16 protein-coding genes are annotated in these 20,366 nt (G+C 50.7%); 15 read left to right on the top strand and 1 reads right to left on the bottom strand.

Annotated features, from left to right (window positions below; translation table 11 throughout):
* The first annotated feature begins 1 nt into the window (after position 1).
* The 3 genes from JET16_RS03010 to JET16_RS03000 are packed head-to-tail and all read left to right on the top strand — an operon-like array spanning position 2 to position 3,050.
* Positions 2 to 1,420, top strand: a complete 1,419-nt coding sequence (locus JET16_RS03010) for an FAD-binding oxidoreductase (RefSeq protein ID WP_199614093.1) — start codon at positions 2 to 4, stop codon at positions 1,418 to 1,420.
* Positions 1,413 to 2,783: a (Fe-S)-binding protein gene (locus tag JET16_RS03005; protein WP_199614092.1), complete on the top strand. Its 1,371-nt coding sequence runs from the start codon at positions 1,413 to 1,415 to the stop codon at positions 2,781 to 2,783. Before JET16_RS03010 ends, JET16_RS03005 begins: the two co-directional genes overlap by 8 nt.
* A gap of 42 nt (positions 2,784 to 2,825) precedes the next feature.
* Positions 2,826 to 3,050 carry a virginiamycin B lyase family protein gene (locus JET16_RS03000; protein ID WP_199614091.1) on the top strand — a complete coding sequence of 75 codons (225 nt, stop codon included), beginning with the start codon at positions 2,826 to 2,828 and terminating at the stop codon, positions 3,048 to 3,050.
* 105 nt (positions 3,051 to 3,155) lie between these two features.
* Here JET16_RS03000 and JET16_RS02995 read toward each other — a convergent pair whose 3' ends face one another.
* The gene (locus JET16_RS02995) at positions 3,156 to 4,427 is read right to left on the bottom strand and encodes an MFS transporter (protein ID WP_199614090.1); all 1,272 of its coding nucleotides are present in this window, start codon (positions 4,425 to 4,427) and stop codon (positions 3,156 to 3,158) included.
* A 154-nt stretch (positions 4,428 to 4,581) separates the two neighbouring features.
* On the opposite strand from JET16_RS02995, the gene JET16_RS02990 reads away from it, so the two are divergent.
* From JET16_RS02990 to JET16_RS02935, 12 genes are all read left to right on the top strand, one after another.
* Positions 4,582 to 5,031, top strand: a complete 450-nt coding sequence (locus JET16_RS02990) for a DUF6376 family protein (RefSeq protein WP_199614089.1) — start codon at positions 4,582 to 4,584, stop codon at positions 5,029 to 5,031.
* A 457-nt stretch (positions 5,032 to 5,488) separates the two neighbouring features.
* Positions 5,489 to 6,220, top strand: a complete 732-nt coding sequence (locus tag JET16_RS02985) for a phosphonate ABC transporter ATP-binding protein (protein WP_199614088.1) — start codon at positions 5,489 to 5,491, stop codon at positions 6,218 to 6,220.
* Positions 6,221 to 6,243: 23 nt separating this feature from the next.
* Entirely contained in the window at positions 6,244 to 7,902 is a 1,659-nt protein-coding gene (locus tag JET16_RS02980) for a DUF4091 domain-containing protein (protein WP_199614087.1), read from the top strand.
* Between the two features lie 162 nt (positions 7,903 to 8,064).
* Complete coding sequence (locus tag JET16_RS02975; RefSeq protein WP_199614086.1) at positions 8,065 to 9,075, top strand: thiamine pyrophosphate-dependent dehydrogenase E1 component subunit alpha; 1,011 nt, start codon at positions 8,065 to 8,067, stop codon at positions 9,073 to 9,075.
* Between the two features lie 46 nt (positions 9,076 to 9,121).
* The gene (locus JET16_RS02970) at positions 9,122 to 10,108 is read left to right on the top strand and encodes an alpha-ketoacid dehydrogenase subunit beta (RefSeq protein ID WP_199614085.1); all 987 of its coding nucleotides are present in this window, start codon (positions 9,122 to 9,124) and stop codon (positions 10,106 to 10,108) included.
* A gap of 17 nt (positions 10,109 to 10,125) precedes the next feature.
* Positions 10,126 to 11,256: a dihydrolipoamide acetyltransferase family protein gene (locus JET16_RS02965; RefSeq protein ID WP_199614084.1), complete on the top strand. Its 1,131-nt coding sequence runs from the start codon at positions 10,126 to 10,128 to the stop codon at positions 11,254 to 11,256.
* 20 nt (positions 11,257 to 11,276) lie between these two features.
* On the top strand, positions 11,277 to 12,470 hold the full coding sequence (locus tag JET16_RS02960; protein ID WP_199614083.1) for an acetyl-CoA C-acetyltransferase: 1,194 nt from the start codon (positions 11,277 to 11,279) through the stop codon (positions 12,468 to 12,470).
* The gene (locus tag JET16_RS02955; protein ID WP_199614082.1) at positions 12,470 to 13,321 is read left to right on the top strand and encodes a 3-hydroxybutyryl-CoA dehydrogenase; all 852 of its coding nucleotides are present in this window, start codon (positions 12,470 to 12,472) and stop codon (positions 13,319 to 13,321) included. The genes JET16_RS02960 and JET16_RS02955 overlap by 1 nt, the downstream gene beginning before the upstream one ends.
* A gap of 24 nt (positions 13,322 to 13,345) precedes the next feature.
* Entirely contained in the window at positions 13,346 to 14,488 is a 1,143-nt protein-coding gene (locus JET16_RS02950; RefSeq protein WP_199614081.1) for an acyl-CoA dehydrogenase, read from the top strand.
* A 19-nt stretch (positions 14,489 to 14,507) separates the two neighbouring features.
* Positions 14,508 to 17,774, top strand: a complete 3,267-nt coding sequence (gene icmF, locus JET16_RS02945; protein WP_199614080.1) for a fused isobutyryl-CoA mutase/GTPase IcmF — start codon at positions 14,508 to 14,510, stop codon at positions 17,772 to 17,774.
* A gap of 37 nt (positions 17,775 to 17,811) precedes the next feature.
* Positions 17,812 to 18,924, top strand: coding sequence for a citrate synthase (gene mmgD, locus JET16_RS02940; RefSeq protein ID WP_233530952.1), 1,113 nt, complete (start codon positions 17,812 to 17,814; stop codon positions 18,922 to 18,924).
* Between the two features lie 20 nt (positions 18,925 to 18,944).
* The gene (locus tag JET16_RS02935) at positions 18,945 to 20,360 is read left to right on the top strand and encodes a bifunctional 2-methylcitrate dehydratase/aconitate hydratase (protein ID WP_199614079.1); all 1,416 of its coding nucleotides are present in this window, start codon (positions 18,945 to 18,947) and stop codon (positions 20,358 to 20,360) included.
* Positions 20,361 to 20,366: the final 6 nt, after the last annotated feature.

Below are 20,366 nucleotides of genomic sequence, written 5' to 3'. Positions count from 1 at the left end.
GATGTTGGACCTCAATATTGTCCGGCAGCTTAGAGACATAGTCGGTGAGAAATCTTTCCGGAACGATCAAGAAGCGCTTGTCACTCATTCCTACGACGGCACTCCGATGCTGCAATCGCTGCCTGACGGCGTCATTTACCCATCCGATACGAAGCAGGTATCGGAAATTATGAAAGTTCTGTCCGCGCATCGAATTCCCGTCGTCAGCCGCGGCTCGGGTTCGAACTTGTGCGGGGGGACGGTGCCTGTCCAGGGCGGGGTCGTCATGGTGATGCACCGGATGAACCGCTTGCTGGAGCTCGATTTGGAAAACTTGACCGCAACCGTTCAGCCCGGACTCATAACCGCAGAATTCATTAAGCGCGTCGAAGCGGCAGGGTTGTTTTATCCGCCGGATCCGAGCAGCATGCGCATTTCCACGATCGGCGGCAATATCGCGGAATGCTCGGGCGGTTTGCGCGGTTTGAAATACGGAACGACGAAAGACTACGTCATCGGCCTCGAAGCGGTGCTGGCCAACGGCGAAATCATCCGCACGGGAGGCAAGTTGATGAAGGATGTGGCGGGATATGACCTTACTAAGCTGTTAGTGGGGTCGGAAGGAACGCTTGCGATCATTACGGAAGCGACGTTGAAGCTGATCCCGCCACCGAGAGCGAAGAAGACGATGCTTGCGTTGTTCAAGGATATGTACGGCGCCGCCCGCACCGTTTCGTCCATTATCGAAGCGCGCATCATTCCCGCAACGCTTGAATTTATGGACAATCCGACGATCCGGGTCGTCGACGATTTCGCCAAGCTCGGACTGCCTCGCGATATGGATGCGATATTGCTGATCGAACAAGACGGCGAACCCGAGACGGTGCAGAGAGACATCGAGCAAATACGTTTGATTTGCGAGGAGGAGCAAGCGTCGCGTGTGGAGGTGGCTTCGACCAGGGAGGAAGCCGAGAAGCTGTTGACGGCGCGGAGAAGCGCGTTCACGGCGCTGGCCAGGATTCGGCCGACGACGATCCTTGAAGACGCCACCGTACCGCGTTCGAAGATCGCCGATATGGTGCGGCGCATTAACGAAATCGCGAAGAAATACAATGTTCATGTAGCAACGTTCGGCCATGCGGGCGACGGAAACCTGCATCCGACGATAACGACCGATGCGCGGGATAAAGAAGAGATTCATCGCGTGGAGCAAGCGTTCGAGGAAATATTCGAAGCGGCGATCGAGCTTGGGGGAACCATTACCGGAGAACACGGCGTAGGAATCGTCAAGGCGCCATACCTTGAGTGGAAGGTCGGGGCGGCGGGCATTGAGGTTATGAAAGGCATCAAGACGGCTTTCGATCCGCACCAACTGTTGAACCCCGGCAAGCTGTTCCCGAAGCAGTCGCGCAGAAGAGTGGTGATAGAGCGGAATGGTTGAACGTTATAAGGAAGGCAAGCCCGATATCGTGCTCGATAATCCGCTTGCCCGCACTCTGCTTCAGAAGCTGGATTACGATCAACTGACGAACTGCATGCGGTGCGGCTTTTGTTTGCCGGCGTGCCCGACGTTTCAAGAAACCGGTCTGGAGCCGGAATCGCCGCGCGGCCGCATCGCGCTTATGAAAGCCGTCGCCGACGGACTGATGGCGCCGGATGAACGGTTCCGCGAACAGATGAATCATTGCCTCGGCTGCCGGGCATGCGAACCGGTATGTCCGGCTGACGTCAAATACGGCCGATTGATCGAGCAGGCGCGGGATGCGATCGAAGATCATCCGCAGCATACGGCCGCGGTCTCATGCATCAGAACGCTGGTTTTCCGCCATCTGTTCCCGCACGAGCGCAGAATGAAGCGGCTCGGCGGATTGCTCCGGTTTTACCAACGTTCCGGGGTGCAGGCAGCGGTTCGTATGATCGGTTTGCTGCGCATCTTGCCGAAGCACTTAAGAGAAATGGAGGCCGTGCTGCCTGAAGCTTCGTCTAATGGGGTGGCCGACCGGATCGGAACGTTCCTTTCCGCACGCGGAGAGCCCATCGCCCGTGTAGGATTGTTTCGGGGCTGCATCATGGACGTTCTGTTTACCGAAACGAACGTCAATACGGCCAAGCTGCTTGCGGAAGCCGGCTTCGAGGTCGTCGTGCCGACGGCGCAAGGCTGCTGCGGCGCGCTGCATGCGCACAGCGGAGAGACGGACACGGCGCGGGAGCTCGCCCGCCGCAACGTTCAAGCGTTCAAAGATGCGAATGTCGATTACATTGTCTCCAACGCCGGCGGGTGCGGCGCCATTCTGGTCGAGTACGATCATCTGCTTGAGGGTGATTCCGCTGTAAAAGAAGACGCGATATCGTTTGCTAAACGGGTGAAGGATGTCAGTCAACTCGTTGTGGACAAAGGACGGCTGCCTGACGCTCTTGACGCAGCCGATTCCCAAAACCACCCGGAACCGGTTCGCATTACATACCAAGACTCATGTCATTTGCGCAATGTGATGAAGACTGGAGACGCGCCGCGGCAATTGATGAAGCGAATCGCCGGAACGGAGTTCGTCGAGATGGAGCAATCCGACCGCTGCTGCGGATCCGCGGGGATATACAATGTCACGAATCCGGAGATGGCGGGACAAATATTGGAACGCAAGATGGGTCATGCGAACGAAACGAATCCCCGTTACTTGCTTACAAGCAATCCCGGCTGTTTGCTCCAAATGAAGCTCGGCGTCGAAAGGCACAAGCCTCGGGAAACGTTGGAAGTGATGCACATCGTAGACTTCTTGTATTCGCGGCTGCGGCGTTCCGAGTAGACCGGACGCGGTAAACCGGCTATCAACCGGATATTTGGTTGAATGACAAGAAAAATTCCTTTGGAAGCATGTTATCCGTCATTTATTACAACGGGCGCGGATGGGGCCTTATGGTTTACCGAAAATCAGAGCAATCGAATCGGCCGAATTACGGTAGACGGTGACATTAGGGAGTTTCCAATTCCGTCGGCAAATGCCGGTCCGGTCGGTGCCGTATGGTTCGCGGAAGAATGCAGTCAGATCGGGCGATTAAAGCTTTCGGATTGAGTCATATTGCAATGAAGGACGGTGCCTTGCAGATGCAGAGCCCGTCCTCTTAATTTATCTAGAAGACGGCTACTTATCTTTGGAAAAATTCGATCCACTCTTCTTTTAGACATTTGCCGTTTCCTCCTTGATTGAGATTTTTTCCGGTATTTTTAAATACGTGAAACTTGAAAGCGCCAACACCGCCGCCGCCGCAAACCAAGCCGTTGAGACCGAGTAATGGAATGCGACGTAACCGTGAACGATGCCTCCGGCAAGCGCTCCGGACTGCATGAAAAATGAGTAAAGCGACTGCATCGTCGACCGGTTTTCTTCCTTCAGTTGATTGTTGAACAGTGCCTGACCGGGGGCGCCCGCCAATCCGTTAACCATAAACAGTATAAGATAGAAGACGGCAAAGCCCGGGATATTGTTTTGCAAAGCCAACACGAAAAATAAGCATCCCAACAACAACCGGAGTAAAAAGAGGAGTGTCGGAGTCTGTAAAGTCAATCTGCTGGAAAATGAGCTAATCAACAAACTTCCGACAGAAGCCGAGAGAAAGTATCCGGCTGTAAGCAAACCGTAGATCCAAGTGTTTGCGGTTTCTTTATCGCCGAGCATTCCCTTCACTTGCGGTTGCCAATAATCTTCCAGTCCGACAAAGGCAAATCCCCATGCGAACACAGATAATAGCATCATAAGTACCGCCGTGTCTTTGAAACCGTATTGAATAGAGTGGGAGATGACAACCGGCAATCGTTTGAATCCGTCAAGTATTTTGGAAGAACGGGAAGTATGCGCTATTTCAATAACATTTATCTTTGTAATAATATACTGAACAATGAGCATTACACCCATTACTATAAAATTAATAGAATAGATGCCGGCACCTAAATTTACTGTCCTCGTTCCCAGTAAATCAGGCAAAATTCCGCCAATCAACGCGCTCAATCCGAGAGCAAGGGGAATATATATACCGGCTTTGGCCAATTTTGATTGCAAATCTCCGTCGGGTTCCATTCTGTTGTATTCGTCCACAAACCACGCGTCGATTGACCCGGATGATAGAGCTCTTGCAAGCCCGAATAATACGGTGCCTATCGCCAGTGTAATAAAGTTCCAAGAGATTAGTAGAAAAAAACACGAAATGAACAATATGACGAGGGAGATCAGATAAACCCTTTTCCTGCCTAGCGCATCCGATAAACCGCCGGTAGGCAGTTCCAGCAGCATCACAGTTGCGGAATAGCATGCGGCGATCCAACCAATTTCCAGCAGGTTCATTCCTTTTTCAAGCTTGAATAATGTTATCACCGGTATGAGCATTCCGATAATAAACCAATGCAAAGATTGGTTTATAATATAAACGCGTACGAGCTGACGCGAGTTTCCCACTTTGTCGATCCTCTCTTGTTGAGTCATCTATTTACGTATTCTACACTTATTAGGAGGTTAGTTCTAGAGTGACAGATTTATTCGATGATTTTTGAAACCAACACCCCGTATACAAAGTAATAAGTGGTATAGCTCATTTCGGAGGTTGGAGAGAGTGAATAAATATCGTCTTGTCTGTGTTCTTGCAATTTGTGTTACTTTATTATCCGGTTGTTCGATCGTCTCGGAAGTGAATAACACGATTGACTATGTAAGTGAAGCTACAAAATTAATTACAAACGCTCAATCGTTCTCGGAGCAATTTCCTTCGATGGTCGAGCAAGCGGTTTTAAGCGAAGAAGCCCGCCAAACGCTAGTCACTCAGCTCGAACAGCTTCGTGAGGACATCACAAACTTTAACGGAATAGACGTTCCCGCTGTTGCGAATGACATTCATCGCGAACTCGTCGGATACAATGAGAAGCTGATTGGAGAAATCGACACGTATCTGGGAAAAATTAACGACGGCATAACCGAACTGGAGCAGTTAAGAGGAGCGGAAATATTGGACACCATAAGCAGAATGACATTGCTGCTCCAACAGTTCGAACAACTTGGCGGCTAGCAAAAGGCGGGCTTCCAATGCCCGCCTTTTTGCTTGAGTTATAATTACCGTTTCTTGCAGTTGCATGAATGAGATCTTGATATCGAGGATGTTCGCGATCTTGGAAATCCTCCCACTAATCCGGCGCAATTCAGACAGTCTCTAATGCATTGTCGCCGGCCAAAGATGAAGAGACGGTTGCAGACGTTTCTGCAAAATCTTGAACAGCGGGGGACGGTCTGTGAAGCGCGATAAGTTCTTGCCATGCGAAAGCCAGCTCCTTTCCTGAAGTAGTACAGCATATTCGGTTTGTACCTGATGCTCCCGTGCTTATATCCATATTGAGAAAATAAGACCGCGAAAAAAGGAAGGTTTGGTTTCAACATTGAAATAATCCATTACTGCATAAAACTTCATGAATTTCAATGTTATAATCAAATGAGACAAGCCTGCAATAATTACAAAGGAGTCATCGACCATGCTCACCGTTAGAAAATTGGTTAAAAAATATGGAGACGCGGTTGTTCTCAATGGGATTGATCTGCATGTGGAATCCGGACAATTCGTTGCAATCGTCGGAGGAAGCGGCAGCGGAAAAAGCACATTAGTACGCTGCTTAGGGTTAAAGGAACAATGGGATGAAGGGAATCTGTTATATAAAGGCGTCAATTATGAAATGAATCAGTCGTGGTTTACTCGCTGGAAGTTAAGCAAAGATTGGGCATTTATAGATTCCTCGCCGCAGCTCAATGGAAAGCAGACGGCATTTCGCAATGTAATTAGCGGGCGATTCCGCCAGTTTTCTTTCTGGCGTCTGCTGCTCGGCGGCAAACCGTCGGAGGATGAATACACCCGCGCTATGGATTTCTTGCAAAAAGTTGGGCTGCTTGACCAAGCGTTTCAGAAAATCGACACGATGAGCGGCGGCGAGAAGCAGCGGGTGGCGATCGCCAGGGCGCTTGGCCGGGGAGCAAGAATCATTATAGCTGACGACCCCGTATCCAATCTTGATCCGCATTCGGCGGAACGAGTGTTGGAGGATTTGAAACAGCTTTGTAAACATGAAAACATCTTAGTCATATGTGTATTTCAGAATATCGAAATGGCTGAAAAATATTCCTCCCGGATCATCGGTTTGGACAATGGAAAAATCGCTTTGGATGTGAGCGGAAGACGGCTGACGTCCGCCGAGAAGCATAAGATTCAGTAGTGTTAAGCTAGGGGGAATGAGGGATGGCGGAAGAAGCGTTTCTTGAAACCAGGTGTTTGAGTTCTCTTTCGAAAGTTTTTCCCGACGAGGAGTTGAAAGATGCTCCGTTCAATAAGTTCTCTGCGTTGCGAAACGAAACATTCTCATTTCAGGTCGCATTCCGTTCCAACGCAATAATGAAACAATTAAGAGTACGGATTGAGTCCGATTTGACGGACTTGATTACGGTCCGAACCGTCGGGTTGGTTCCGTCGGAAATGCCTATATACTCCGGTCATGACGAGAACATCTTACGGTCCGCACCGGGTCTTTATCCGGATCCGCTATATCCGATCGATTCCGATGGAATTACCGCTTTACCGAAACAATGGCGCTGCGTGTGGGTGACAGTGGAAGTTAATGCGGACACGGATCCTGGCGTTCATGCGATTAAGATCGTCTTTGATACGGCATCAGGCGAGACTTTGGCGACAGAGCGGTTCGAGCTTGAAGTCATTCCGGCGCAGCTGCCGAATCAGCGTCTCATTCATACGGAGTGGTTCCATACGGACTGTATTGCAACTTACTACCGATATGACGTGTTCAGCGAACAGCATTGGGAAATGATCGGCAAATACATACAGACTGCTGTCAAGCATGGCTTGAACATGATCTTGACTCCGCTGTTCACACCGCCGCTAGATACGGCTGTAGGCGGTGAGCGCCCCACCGTACAGCTTGTCGATGTCGAGAAGACGGGTGAAACGTACCGGTTCGGCTTTGATAAGCTGACCCGATGGATCGAACTAAGCAGAAGTAAAGGCATCGAGTACTTTGAATTTTCGCACCTGTTTACCCAGTGGGGGGCGAAACACGCTCCAAAAATCATAGCAACGGAAAACGGAGAGAGCAAAAAAATATTCGGTTGGGAGACGGACGCGTCGGGAGAAGAGTATAAAAACTTCCTGGGCCAATTTCTTCCCGCGCTGGTGGATTACATAAAGAAACATAACATAGAATCGTACAGTTATTTCCATATATCGGACGAACCGAATATATCCCATATTGATTCATATCGAAGCGCAAGCGCAATAATAAGAAAACATTTGGACGGTTTTCCGATTATCGACGCGCTGTCAGATTACGAATTTTATCGGAAGGGGCTGGTGGAGCGGCCCATTCCCGCAAGCAACCATATGGATTCTTTTCTGGAGAACAAAGTGCCTGACTTGTGGACATATTATTGTTGTTCGCAATTTAAGAAAGTTTCAAATCGCTTCTTCTGCTTTCCGTCGTCACGCAACCGGATTATTGGAATGCAATTGTACAAGTATGACATTGCCGGCTTCCTTCACTGGGGATACAATTTCTGGTATTCGCAATACTCGCGCAAACCGGTCGATCCGTTCAAAGTGACCGATGCGATGCATGCCTTTCCTTCCGGTGACGCTTTTCTCGTATATCCAGGGGGAGACGGTCCCATTGAATCGATCAGAATGGAAGTTTTCTATGAAGCGCTGCAGGATTTGCGTGCGCTGCAGCTGCTTGAATCATATATAGGCAAAGAAAAGACGCTTGAATTGATACATGAAGAAGCGGGCGGCGATATTACGTTTGAACAATATCCGACGGATGCCGGCCGGCTGCTGAAAACTAGAGAGCGAATTAATCGCGCGATATCGGACATACAGCCGAATGATTGACAATGCAGTTCATGCAAAAAGCAGTTATTGCAGGTTCTCCTGTAACGGCTGCTTTTTTTATTTTACCCTATTACTGATAGCGAAGCAGCAGCATAGGATATTGGTAAGACCAATTCTAAAATTGATTAGACCACTGAAAAATCACCGGGGAAGGTGAAGCACATGAACAATGCTGTTCCTGTCGGGAACGAAATCAAACACAGAGCTTTGGGTTTATCGGATGAACAAGTGCTGGAAATGTACTATTATATGCTGCTTGCCAGAAAGCTGGATGAACGGATGTGGCTGCTTAATCGCGCGGGCAAAATTCATTTTGTCATTTCCTGCCAAGGACAAGAAGCCGCCCAAACGGGAGCCGTATTCGCGCTCGATAAACACAAGGACTTCCTTTGTCCTTATTATCGCGATTTGGCTGCCGTCACCGTATTCGGCATGACTGCTAAGGAACATATGCTGTCCGCTTTCGGCAAAGCGGAGGATCCGAACAGCGGCGGCCGGCAAATGCCGGGACATTATGGAAGCAGGAAGCGCCGCATATTAACGGGCTCCAGCCCCGTCGCCACCCAAGTGCCGCACGCGGTCGGTCTTGCTTTGGCGGGAAGGATGGAAGGCAAGGATCTTGTTGCGTACGTATCCTTCGGAGAAGGCTCGGGCAATCAAGGAGATTTTCATGAAGGGGCCAACTTCGCGGGCGTCCATAAGCTGCCGGTGATCTTCTTCTGCCAAAACAATAAGTACTCGATTTCGGTACCGCTTTCGAAGCAGGTGGCGGGCGAAAGCATTGCGGCTAGGGCGAATGGATACGGGTTTCCGGGCGTTACGGTAGACGGAAGCTATCCTTTGGAAGTGTACAGGGTGATGAAAGAGGCTGTAGACAGAGCGAGGAGAGGAGAAGGTCCGACGTTGATCGAGGCGCTGACGACACGGATCACTCCACACTCTTCGGATGACGATGACCGCTACCGTTCGAAAGGCGAGGTGGAGGAAGCCAAAAGAAACGATCCGATACTGCTCTTTGCTCAATATTTAATATCCGCCGGAGTAATGGACGAATCGAAAGAAAGAGAGATTATTCAACGGATCGTCAAGGAAGTCGATGAGGCTACGGAATATGCGCAGCAAGCGCCATATCCGGAACCGGAAGATGCCCTAAAGCATGTTTATGCGGATTAGGAGGCAACCGAAGGTTGTCCGCGAAACTAAGCAAGGAGGCGGGATCATGCCGTTGATTTCATATATTGAAGCGGTGAACCGGGCGCTTCGCGAAGAGATGCGCCGCGACGAAAAGGTATTTGTGTTAGGTGAAGATGTGGGTGTAAAAGGCGGCGTTTTTCGGGCAACCCAAGGTCTGTATGAAGAATTCGGAGAAGCGCGGGTAATCGACACTCCGCTGGCGGAGTCCGCGATTGTCGGCGTCGCTATAGGCGCGGCCGCTTACGGATTAAGGCCGGTCGCAGAAATGCAGTTTGCCGATTTCATTATGCCCGCCGTGAACCAGATCGTCAGCGAGGCTGCGAAGATGAGATACCGGTCCAACGGAGATTGGACTTGTCCGCTTGTCATTCGCGCTCCTTGGGGAGGAGGGGTTCACGGCGCTTTGTACCATTCGCAAAGCATCGAGGCGATGTTTTGCAACACGCCGGGACTTAAGGTAGTCGCACCTTCCACACCCTATGATGTCAAAGGACTTTTAATTTCTGCAATACGTGATGAAGACCCCGTTTTGCTCCTTGAGCATAAGAAGTGTTACCGGTTAATTAAAGGCGAAGTTCCGGAGGCGCCATATACGGTTCCGATCGGGAAGGCCGAAGTAAAGCGGGATGGCTCCGACCTCACCGTCATCTCGTTTGGACTCGCTTTACATTTTGCATTGCAAGCGGCAGAAAAATTACAAACGGAGGACGGGTATAACGCACATATATTAGATTTACGTACACTTTATCCGCTTGATAAGGAAGCTATTGTGGAAGCTGCACGAAAAACCGGCAAAGTGTTGATCATCCACGAGGACAATAAAGAGGGAGGTGTTGGAGGAGAGGTATCCGCGATTATTGCGGAGGAGTGTTTATTCGAGCTCGATGCACCGGTAAAGCGGTTGTGCGGTCCCGACGTGCCCGCCATGCCTTACAGTCCGCCAATGGAAGATTTCTTCATGCTTAATCCGGATAAAGTGTACAGGGCGATGAAGCGGTTGGCTCAATCTTAAACCAGTGGGAGGCCAGCATGGGTGAAAAAGTGTTCATGCCCCAGCTCGGTGAAAGTGTTGTCGAGGGAACGATTGAAAGATGGCTCGTTCAAGAAGGAGATAAAGTAAACGCTTATGATCCCATCTGCGAAGTGACGACTGACAAAGTAACGACGGAAGTGCCGTCAACGGTGAGCGGAACGATTAGCGAGATTGTTGCGGCTGAGGGCGAGACGGTTGCCGTCGGCGCTTTGATCTGCAGCATTGAAACGGATGAACCGGGGCCGGAGCAGCACAATGATCCGGAAACAAAGGATGCCGCCGCGGTTCTCTATTCGCCTGCCGTATTGAGGCTTGCGCATGAGCATAACCTGGATCCTTCCGCTATTCAAGGAACGGGCGAAGGCGGACGGGTTACACGGAAGGACATGTTGGAGGCTTCGGCAAGGAAAAAACAATTCAATGAAGATCAGGATCGGGTCATTCCTGTAACGTCGGTTCGTGCAACGATCGCGAATCGAATGGTCCAAAGCAAGAACGAAGCTCCTCACGCCTGGACGATGGTGGAATGCGATGTTACCAATATGGTCGAATACCGGAATCGGGTTAAGGATGAATTTATGAAGAAAGAAGGAATCAAACTTACTTATCTGCCCTTCTTTATTAAAGCGGTAACGGAAGCGTTAAAAGAATATCCGATAATAAACTCGCAGTGGGGCGGAGACAAAATCATCGTAAAAAAAGCCGTCAACATCTCGATTGCTGTGGCGACCGATACCGCGCTGTTCGTTCCGGTAATCAAACATGCCGATCAAAAAAACATCGCAGAAATCGCAAAGACTGCGGATGAGTTAATCAGGAAATGTAAAGAAGGCAAGCTTGCCGCCGACGATACGTCCGATGGAACCTTCACTGTTAACAACACAGGCGCTTTCGGTTCGATTGCTTCAGCACCGATTGTCAATCCGCCGCAAGCCGCGATCCTAAGCGTCGAAGCAATCGTCAAGCGGCCGGTTGTAATCGCTAACAATATGATAGCGATCCGGGATATGGTAAATATTTGTCTCTCTTTGGATCATCGTGTGTTAGACGGTCTTCTATGCGGGCGATTCCTGCATAATGTAAGGAAACGGCTTGAAAACTACGACCCGGAAACCAAGCTTTATTAAGCGGGATCGGAGGCGTCGCCATGTCGAAAAGAACGGTTATCGTCAGTGCGGCAAGAACCCCTTTCGGGAAATTTGGCGGTTGTTTGAAGCAATTGCAGGCCGTCGATTTGGGTGGCATCGTCATCCGCGAGTCGCTTAGCCGCGCCGGCATTCGTGAGGAGCAAGCGGACGAAGTCATTGTGGGAATGGTGCTTCAGGCAGGCTGCGGACAGATCCCATCCCGGCAAGCGGCGAGAATTGCCGGTCTTCCGTGGGATGTGGCTTCGGAGACGATCAATAAAGTATGCGCATCCGGAATGAGGGCAGTAACGCTCGCCGATCAAATCATTCGCTCCGGGGATGCGGACGTTATTGTGGCGGGCGGCATGGAGAGCATGAGCAACGCCCCTTATGCAATCCCGAATATGCGATGGGGCAATCGAATGGGAAACGCAGCGCTGCTCGATCTCATGGTGCATGACGGCCTGACTTGTCCGTTCCGGCAAGTTCATATGGCTGTGCACGGCAGCATGGTTGCGGGGGAATATAACATATCCCGTTCGGAACAAGACTCATGGGCGCTGCGAAGTCACCGCAGAGCGATCGGCGCGATAGAAGAAGACAAATTCCGGGAAGAAATCGTGCCGGTTCGGATCCGGCAAAGAAGCGGCGATGAGATCGCCGTTGACACTGACGAAGCACCCCGCAAGGACACAAGTTTAGAATCGCTCGCTAAACTGGCTCCCATCTTCGACAAGGATGGAACCGTCACGGCCGGGAACGCGCCGGGCGTGAATGACGGGGCGGGAGCTCTCGTGTTGATGAGAGAAGAGAAGGCGCGAGCTCTGGGTAAACGGCCGCTTGCCGCAATCCTCGGGCACGCCGAGGCCGGACAGGAAGCGCCTTACATTGCCACGACACCTGCTCTGGCCATCCGGAAGCTGATGAAGAAAACCGGATATTCGCTGCACGATATCGATTTGTTTGAAATCAACGAAGCGTTCGCAGCGGTTGTTCTTACCAGCGGTAAAATCCTTGGCTTGGATCCGGAGAAGGTGAACGTAAACGGCGGAGCGGTCGCGTTAGGTCATCCGATAGGAGCGAGCGGCGCGCGTATCCTGATGACTCTCATTTACGAGCTTCGCCGCCGCGGCGGGGGGCTGGGTGTTGCGGCAATATGCAGCGGAGCGGCGCAAGGAGATGCGATTTTGGTCGAGGTGGAAGGAGACAAGTGATGGCGGTTCATAAGGTAATGGTGATCGGGGCGGGACAGATGGGAAGCGGGATCGCTCAGGTTGCCGCAGCGTCAGGATTGCAAGTAATAATGAATGATATCAATCCTTTGTTCGTCAAAAAAGGTCTAAATACGATCATGAGGAACGTTTCGCGGGATGTTGAGAACGGCAGAAGAAGTCCGGAAGAAATGAATGAAATCGTCAGCCGAATCGCTTTGTCCACCGATTTGTCCGATGCCAAAGAAGCGGATTTTGTAATAGAAGCGGTCATTGAAAATATGCAAGCAAAGACGGATGTGTTTAAGGAGCTGGATGAGAAGTGTCCTCCGCATGCGATATTGGCAAGCAATACATCTTCTCTGTCCATTACGGAGCTTGCAGCGGCAACGAAGCGTCCGGATAAAGTAATCGGCATGCATTTCATGAATCCGGTGCCGGTTATGAAATTAATCGAGGTCATCCGCGGTATCGCCACCTCGGATGAAACTTACGCGGTGATCGGTGAGCTGTCTAAACAAATGGGCAAGATTCCCGTTGAAGTCAAAGACTTTCCCGGTTTCGTTTCGAACCGCGTGCTGATGCCGATGATCAACGAGGCGATTTATTGCGTTTATGAAGGGGTTGCGGCTCCAAAAGCGGTGGATGAGATCATGAAGCTGGGAATGAATCATCCGATGGGTCCGTTAACGCTTGCGGATTTTATCGGTTTGGATACATGTCTTTATATTATGGAAGTATTGCATGATGGTTTCGGCGATTCCAAATATCGCCCTTGCCCGCTGCTTCGAAAATATGTGAAAGCGGGTTGGTTGGGACGAAAATCAGGACGCGGCTTTTACATCTACGAATAACAGCGTGGAGGAAGTGCATGCAGCATGATGTTGCCGTTGACGAGCGAACAAGAAGCGCTTCGAAGTATGATTCGAGATTTTGCCCGCAAAGAAATTGCGCCTGCAATTGAGTCGATGGAGGAGAAGGACGAATTCCCGCTGAAATCCGTCCGGAAGATGGGGGAAGTCGGCTTGATGGGAATTTCGGTTCCTGAGGAATGGGGCGGGGCGGGCGCGGATTTTACGTCGAACATTTTGGCAATTCATGAGATTTCAAAGGTAAGCGCGGCCGTAGGCGTCATTTTGTCGGTACACACTTCGGTTGGAACGAATCCGATTGTTTATTACGGAAATGATGAGCAAAAGAGAAAGTACGTACCCAAGCTGGCTTCAGGCGAGTTTATCGCCGCGTTTGCGTTAACCGAACCGAACTCCGGTTCCGATTCCGCAAGTATTCGCACATCCGCGGTAAGGAGGGGTGACCGGTATATCTTGAACGGAACTAAAAGTTTCATAACGAACGGAGGGTATGCTGATACGTATATAACTTTCGCCGTAACGGATCCGGCTCAAGGAACGAAAGGTATATCCGCCTTTATCGTGGAGAAGGGGATTGCCGGTTTTACGGTGGGGAAAAGAGAGAAGAAGTTGGGCTTGCACGGCTCCAGCACAACCGAGCTCATCTTTGACAATGCGGAGGTGCCTTCGGAAAATTTGTTGGGGCGAGAAGGAGAAGGATTTAAGATCGCGCTGGACAATCTTGACGCCGGAAGAATCGGCATTGCGGCACAAGCTTTAGGCATCGCGGAAGCCGCTTTGGAATACTCCGTCGATTATGCGAAGAGACGCCGTCAATTCGGGAAGCCGATCGCTTCCCACCAAGCGGTTGCATTCAAGCTGGCCGACATGGCGACTAAGGCGGAAGCGGCAAAGCTGCTCGTTTACCAAGCGGCCCATTTAAGATCCAGGGGGTTGAAATGCGCCAAAGAAGCGTCCATGGCGAAGAGGTTTAGTTCGGATTCCGCCATGGAAGCCGCCATTGAGGCGGTTCAAATCCACGGCGGGTACGGTTATATGCGGGAATACCCGGTAGAAAGGCTGTTCCGGGACGCAAAAGCGACGCAAATCTACGAAGGCACCAACGAAATTCAAAGGAACGTGATCTCCAAACATTTGCTTAAAGACTAATCGTAAGGTGGAATGAACGTTGGAGACGCTTGTATTACGGCCGAAAAACAATGTGCGTGTCGTTACGGCTGCTTCTTTGTTTGACGGACATGACGCCTCCATTAATATCATAAGACGGATACTCCAGGCTTCCGGTACGGAAGTGATCCACCTCGGACATAACCGTTCGGCGGAAGAGGTTGTAAATGCGGCGATTCAAGAAGATGTGCAAGCGATCGCCGTAAGCTCTTATCAAGGCGGTCATGTCGAGTATTTGAAATACATGGTTGACTTGCTTCGGGAGAAGGGGGCGGGTCATATAAAAATATTCGCCGGCGGGGGTGGTGTCATCATCCCTTCGGAAATCGAGGAATTGGAGCGATACGGCATTGCCAAAATCTTTTCCCCGGATGACGGCCGCGAATTAGGACTGCAAGGTATGATCAACCATATCGTTCGGGAGTCCGATTTTCCGACACCGAAACGGTTGGAGCAAGAGGTAGCCGGTTTAACGGAACGTAATTGGAGCTCGATTGCGAAATTAATAACGATGGCAGAGGAAAATATCGAATCGGAATCTCTTCGTGCCGCTGTCAAGCATTTGCTTGCAAACAAGCCGGCAGCCCCCGTCCTCGGAATAACAGGAACAGGCGGAGCGGGCAAAAGCTCATTGACTGACGAATTGGTGCGCCGCTATCTCGATAGTTTCCCCGGTCGCACCATAGCAATTATTTCCGTCGATCCTTCGAAGCTGAAGTCGGGCGGAGCGCTGCTTGGCGACCGCATTCGGATGAATGCGGTCAACAATCCGCGCGTGTTTATGCGCAGTATGGCGACACGCGGCTCCAAATCGGAGATAAGCAATGCAACTAAGGACGCGATAAATATTGTGAAGGCGGCCGGATACGAGTTTGTAATTGTCGAGACGAGCGGAATCGGTCAAGGCGGCTCTGCGATCGTCGGGATATGCGATGTTGCGGTGTACGTCATGACAAGCGATTTCGGAGCGGCAACGCAGCTCGAGAAAATCGATATGATCGACTTGGCGGATGTTATCGTCATCAATAAGTTTGAGCGAAGGGGATCGGAGGATGCGCTGCGGGACGTGCGCAAGCAATATAAGCGAAGCCGGCAGTTGTTCGATGTTCCGGACGAGGAGCTGCCCGTGTTCGCTACGATCGCCAGCCAATTCAACGATCCGGGCACCAAAGTGCTGTTCGCCTGCCTAATGAAGATGGTGGAGCAGATAACCGGAGTCAGCCGGCCGGCAAAATATGACGGTTCAATTCGAAAGGTTACGAAGAAAAATGAAGTCATTCCGCCGGATCGAACCGGTTATTTGGGTGAAATCATTCAAACCGTTCGCGGGTACAAAAAGTTTATTGAAGAACAAGTTTCAGCTGCCAGAAAGCTGCATCAATTGACGGGAACCAAGCAATTGGCCGAAGCTGACCGGGGCCGGGTCATTACGGAACGGGAAGCCGAATATATTTCAACTAAGCTTGACGGAATGATAGAGCATTACGCATCGATGCTGCACCCCGATTGCGAGAAATTGTTGGACGAATGGCCGAAGCTCCGGGAAACGTACAAGCAAGAGACATTGGCGGTTAAAGTGCGCGATAAACATATTTACACTCAACTATATACCGAGTCGCTGTCCGGCAGTAAAATTCCAAGAGTCAGCCTGCCGAAGTACGAAGAATCCGGCGAAATATTGCGATGGCTTCTCAAGGAAAATGTACCCGGTCATTTTCCTTACACGGCCGGCGTATTTCCGTTCAAGCGCACCAACGAAGATCCGCGGCGTCAGTTTGCCGGGGAAGGGACGCCGGAACGCACGAACCGCAGATTTCATTACTTGTGCCGGAACGATGATGCGAAACGGTTGTCCGTCGCTTTCGACAGCGTCACATTATACGGGCAAGACCCCGATGTCCGGCCGGACATATACGGGAAAATCGGGAACAGCGGCGTCAACGTTTGTAATTTAGACGATATGAAGAAGCTGTTTGCCGGCTTTGATTTATGCCATCCTTCTACAAGCGTCTCGATGACCATCAACGGACCTGCCCCGATTATATTGGCCATGTTTATGAATGCCGCGATCGATCAGCAGGTGCAAAGCTTTGCGCATACGAACGGGGGCCGGCAGCCAAATTTAGAAGAATACGAAAACATCAAAGCCTATACGCTGCAAACGGTACGCGGTACGGTTCAAGCGGACATTTTGAAAGAGGACCAAGGACAAAACACGTGCATTTTCTCGACCGAGTTCGCTTTGAAAATGATGGGCGATATTCAACAATACTTCATCGATCACAACGTGCGAAACTACTACTCTGTCAGCATCAGCGGTTATCATATCGCCGAGGCCGGCGCCAACCCGATTACCCAGCTGGCGTTTACGCTGGCGAACGGATTTACTTATGTCGAATATTACTTAAGCCGCGGCATGCATATCGACGATTTCGCCCCTAATCTCTCCTTCTTCTTCAGCAACGGCCTGGATCCGGAATATGCCGTCATGGGCCGCGTGGCGCGCCGGATTTGGTCGACTGTCATTAAACATAAATACAACGGAAACGACCGCAGCCAAAAACTGAAATATCACATTCAAACGTCCGGACGATCCTTGCATGCGCAAGAGATGGATTTTAACGATATCCGCACTACTTTACAAGCTTTGATTGCGATATATGACAATTGCAATTCCTTGCATACGAACGCTTATGATGAAGCCGTCACGACACCGACGGAGAACTCCGTTCGCCGGGCTATGGCGATTCAGATGATTATCAATAAGGAAATGGGCATGGCGAAAAACGAAAATCCGCTGCAGGGCTCCTTTATTGTCGAAGAGCTGACCGATCTTCTAGAGGAAGCCGTTCTGGAGCAATTCCAACGGTTAAACGATCGCGGCGGAGTGTTGGGGGCGATGGAAACTCAGTATCAGCGAGGAAAAATTCAAGACGAATCTCTCTATTACGAACAAATGAAGCATTCCGGACAATTGCCGATCATCGGCGTGAACACGTTCATAAATCCGAATGGCGGCAAAGAAAATGATGAAATCGAATTGGCCCGCTCGACGGAAGAGGAAAAACAAACCCAAATCGCCAATCTTCATTCCTTCCGGACAAAGCATGAAACGAAATGCCCGGATGCACTCGAGCGTCTGAAGCAAGCTGCGCTTACAAACGGTAACATCTTCGAAGAGCTGATGGAAACCGTAAAAGTCGCATCTCTTGGACAAATCACAAGCGCGCTGTATGAGGTGGGGGGACAATACCGCAGAAATATGTGATGTAAAACATCTCACAAATGAAGGGGTGTGTTTGGAATTGACGGATGCACAGTACCGGCCTGGTCTGGAAAACGTAATTGCAAGCGAGACGTCCATTTCTTACCTTGATGTGGAAAATGAAGAAATCGTAGTGCGCGGATACGATTTGATCGAGCTTGCAAAGAAGGCGTCTTATTTGGACATAGCCGGACTAATCTTGGACGGATCCTTGCCGGACAAGGAACAAAGAGCTTCGTTGGAAGAGAATTTGAAATCCGAATACGAATTTCCCAAAGACGTCATGTCCATGCTGAGGCTGCTTCCGGAGAAATCGAACATAATGGATGTATTGCGAACGGGCATCTCCGCGATCGCAAGCTTCGATCCGGAGCTTGAAGATCGTTCCGGGGAAGCGAACTACCGGAAATCGATCCGGTTGCTGGCTAAGGTGCCGCAAATCGTTGCGAACGGCTACCGGTCCGTGTTGAAAATGCCGCACATGGAACCGCGCAAGGATCTGTCTTATACAGGAAATTTTTTATACATGATCACAGGAAATGTACCAGGTTCATTGGAGGAACAAATATTCGATCAATCTCTCATCGTGTACAGCGAGCATGAAATGCCGAACTCCACCTTCGCCGCCCGGGTTATCGCCTCCACTCAATCCGATATGTACGGAGCGTTGACCGGCTCGGTGGCGTCGCTGAAAGGAACGCTGCATGGCGGCGCGAACGAAGCCGTGATGAAGATGCTTCTGGAAGCGGGCACGAAAGCCGGAATCGAACCGTTGATACTGGAGAAATTGGCCAAGAAAGAACGCATTATGGGCTTCGGACACCGCGTATATATGAGAAAGCCGGACCCCCGCGCCTTGCTGATGAAAGAAGCATTATCGGTAATCGCGAAAGAGAAGAACGAACAGGAATTATTCGAAATGTGCGTGATCGGTGAACATGTCATGAAGCGCGAGAAAAATCTATATCCGAATTTGGATTATTACGCCGCACCTGTATACTATTTGCTCGGAATACCGATCGATTTGTTCACCCCGGTATTTCTTGCGGCCAGGACGGTCGGAATATGCGCCCATGTGATGGAGCAGCACGAGAACAACAGGCTGTTCAGACCACGCGTTCTTTATAGAGGACCGCGAGGCTTGCATCAGTAGAGTGGAGGGGAAACTGCGAGATGAAGACGGACCGGCTGTTGATCGATATAGCGGATTATGTAACGGATTATATTGTTGAGAGCGATGAGGCTTATCGAATTGCACAGTATGTATTGATGGACTCGATGGGGACGGCAATCCTGTCATTGCGGTTTCCGGAATGCGCCAAGCATATAGGGCCGATTGTGCCCGGAGCGTATTTGACGGGCGGGGCGAGGGTACCCGGTACGAGATATGAGCTGGATCCGGTTCATGCGGCATTCAATATCGGCTGCATGATTCGCTGGCTCGATTACAACGATACTTGGCTGGCCGCGGAATGGGGTCACCCTTCGGACAATCTGGGCAGCATACTTGCAGTGTCGGATTATGTAAGCCGCTGCCGGATATCCGAAGGGAAATCGCCGCTTACGATGAAGGACGTATTGACGGCAGCGGTTAAAGCTCATGAAATTCAAGGGGTCTTGGCGCTGGAAAACAGCTTGAACCGCGTCGGGTTGGATCATGTGCTCTTTGTCAAAATCGCCTCCACGGCAGTTGTAACCGCCATATTAGGCGGCACCAAGGAGGAGATCGTAAACGCTCTTTCCAACGCATGGCTTGACGGGGGAAGCTTGAGAACATACCGTCAAGCGCCGAACACAGGCTCGCGCAAATCTTGGGCGGCGGGCGACGCCGCCAGCCGTGCGGTCCGGCTCGCTCTAATGGCGCTAATCGGCGAGATGGGGTACGCAACCGCGCTATCCGCGGACAAATGGGGGTTTCAGGACGTTTTATGTAAAGGACAGGAATTAAAACTCGGACGCCCGCTCGGGACATATGTAATGGAGAACGTGTTATTCAAAATAAGCTTCCCGGCGGAATTTCACGCACAGACGGCGGTCGAGTGCGCCTTTGCTCTACATAATACAGTAAAGGACCGTCTCGACGATATCAGCCGCATCACATTGACTACGCATCAATCCGCGATTCGCATCATCGACAAGAAAGGTCCTCTGACGAATCCGGCGGATCGGGACCATTGCTTGCAATATATGGTCGCCGTCGCGTTGATTTACGGCAACTTAATCGCGGAGCATTACGAGGACGAGACGGCAAGCGATCCGAGAATCGATGCGCTCCGGGAAAAGATGGTTGTCGTTGAAGACAAACAGTATAGCGAAGATTACCTTAATCCTGACAAACGTTCCATTGCAAACGCGATACAAATCCGATTCAAGGACGGTACCGAAACCGAGAAGGTTGTGTGCGAATATCCGATCGGACACCGCAGGCGCAGATACGAAGGTTTGCCTAAGGTGATCGAAAAGTGCGAAGCAAGCTTGTCCACTAGATTTCCGCGGAAGAGGACGGCCGAAATTATTCGGCAAACGTTCGATTTCAATTGTCTGACCGGGATGACGGTTCCGCAATTTATGAGTATGTTTGTTATATGACGGTTC

The organism is Paenibacillus alkalitolerans (assembly GCF_016482785.1).
GTDB lineage: Bacteria > Bacillota > Bacilli > Paenibacillales > YIM-B00363 > Paenibacillus_AE > Paenibacillus_AE alkalitolerans.
This window is presented reverse-complemented; position numbering and strand designations above follow the sequence as displayed.

What these genes read in the sequence shown, in the direction of transcription:
- JET16_RS02965 (WP_199614084.1), top strand. Translation starts at nt 10,126, where the DNA reads ATGGGTGAAAAAGTGTTCATGCCCCAGCTCGGTGAAAGTGTTGTCGAG.
- JET16_RS02970 (WP_199614085.1), top strand. Translation starts at nt 9,122, where the DNA reads ATGCCGTTGATTTCATATATTGAAGCGGTGAACCGGGCGCTTCGCGAA.
- JET16_RS02975 (WP_199614086.1), top strand. Translation starts at nt 8,065, where the DNA reads ATGAACAATGCTGTTCCTGTCGGGAACGAAATCAAACACAGAGCTTTG.
- JET16_RS03005 (WP_199614092.1), top strand. Translation starts at nt 1,413, where the DNA reads ATGGTTGAACGTTATAAGGAAGGCAAGCCCGATATCGTGCTCGATAAT.
- JET16_RS02935 (WP_199614079.1), top strand. Translation starts at nt 18,945, where the DNA reads ATGAAGACGGACCGGCTGTTGATCGATATAGCGGATTATGTAACGGAT.
- JET16_RS02955 (WP_199614082.1), top strand. Translation starts at nt 12,470, where the DNA reads ATGGCGGTTCATAAGGTAATGGTGATCGGGGCGGGACAGATGGGAAGC.
- JET16_RS02985 (WP_199614088.1), top strand. Translation starts at nt 5,489, where the DNA reads ATGCTCACCGTTAGAAAATTGGTTAAAAAATATGGAGACGCGGTTGTT.
- JET16_RS02960 (WP_199614083.1), top strand. Translation starts at nt 11,277, where the DNA reads ATGTCGAAAAGAACGGTTATCGTCAGTGCGGCAAGAACCCCTTTCGGG.
- JET16_RS03000 (WP_199614091.1), top strand. Translation starts at nt 2,826, where the DNA reads ATGACAAGAAAAATTCCTTTGGAAGCATGTTATCCGTCATTTATTACA.
- JET16_RS02950 (WP_199614081.1), top strand. Translation starts at nt 13,346, where the DNA reads ATGATGTTGCCGTTGACGAGCGAACAAGAAGCGCTTCGAAGTATGATT.
- JET16_RS03010 (WP_199614093.1), top strand. Translation starts at nt 2, where the DNA reads ATGTTGGACCTCAATATTGTCCGGCAGCTTAGAGACATAGTCGGTGAG.
- JET16_RS02980 (WP_199614087.1), top strand. Translation starts at nt 6,244, where the DNA reads ATGGCGGAAGAAGCGTTTCTTGAAACCAGGTGTTTGAGTTCTCTTTCG.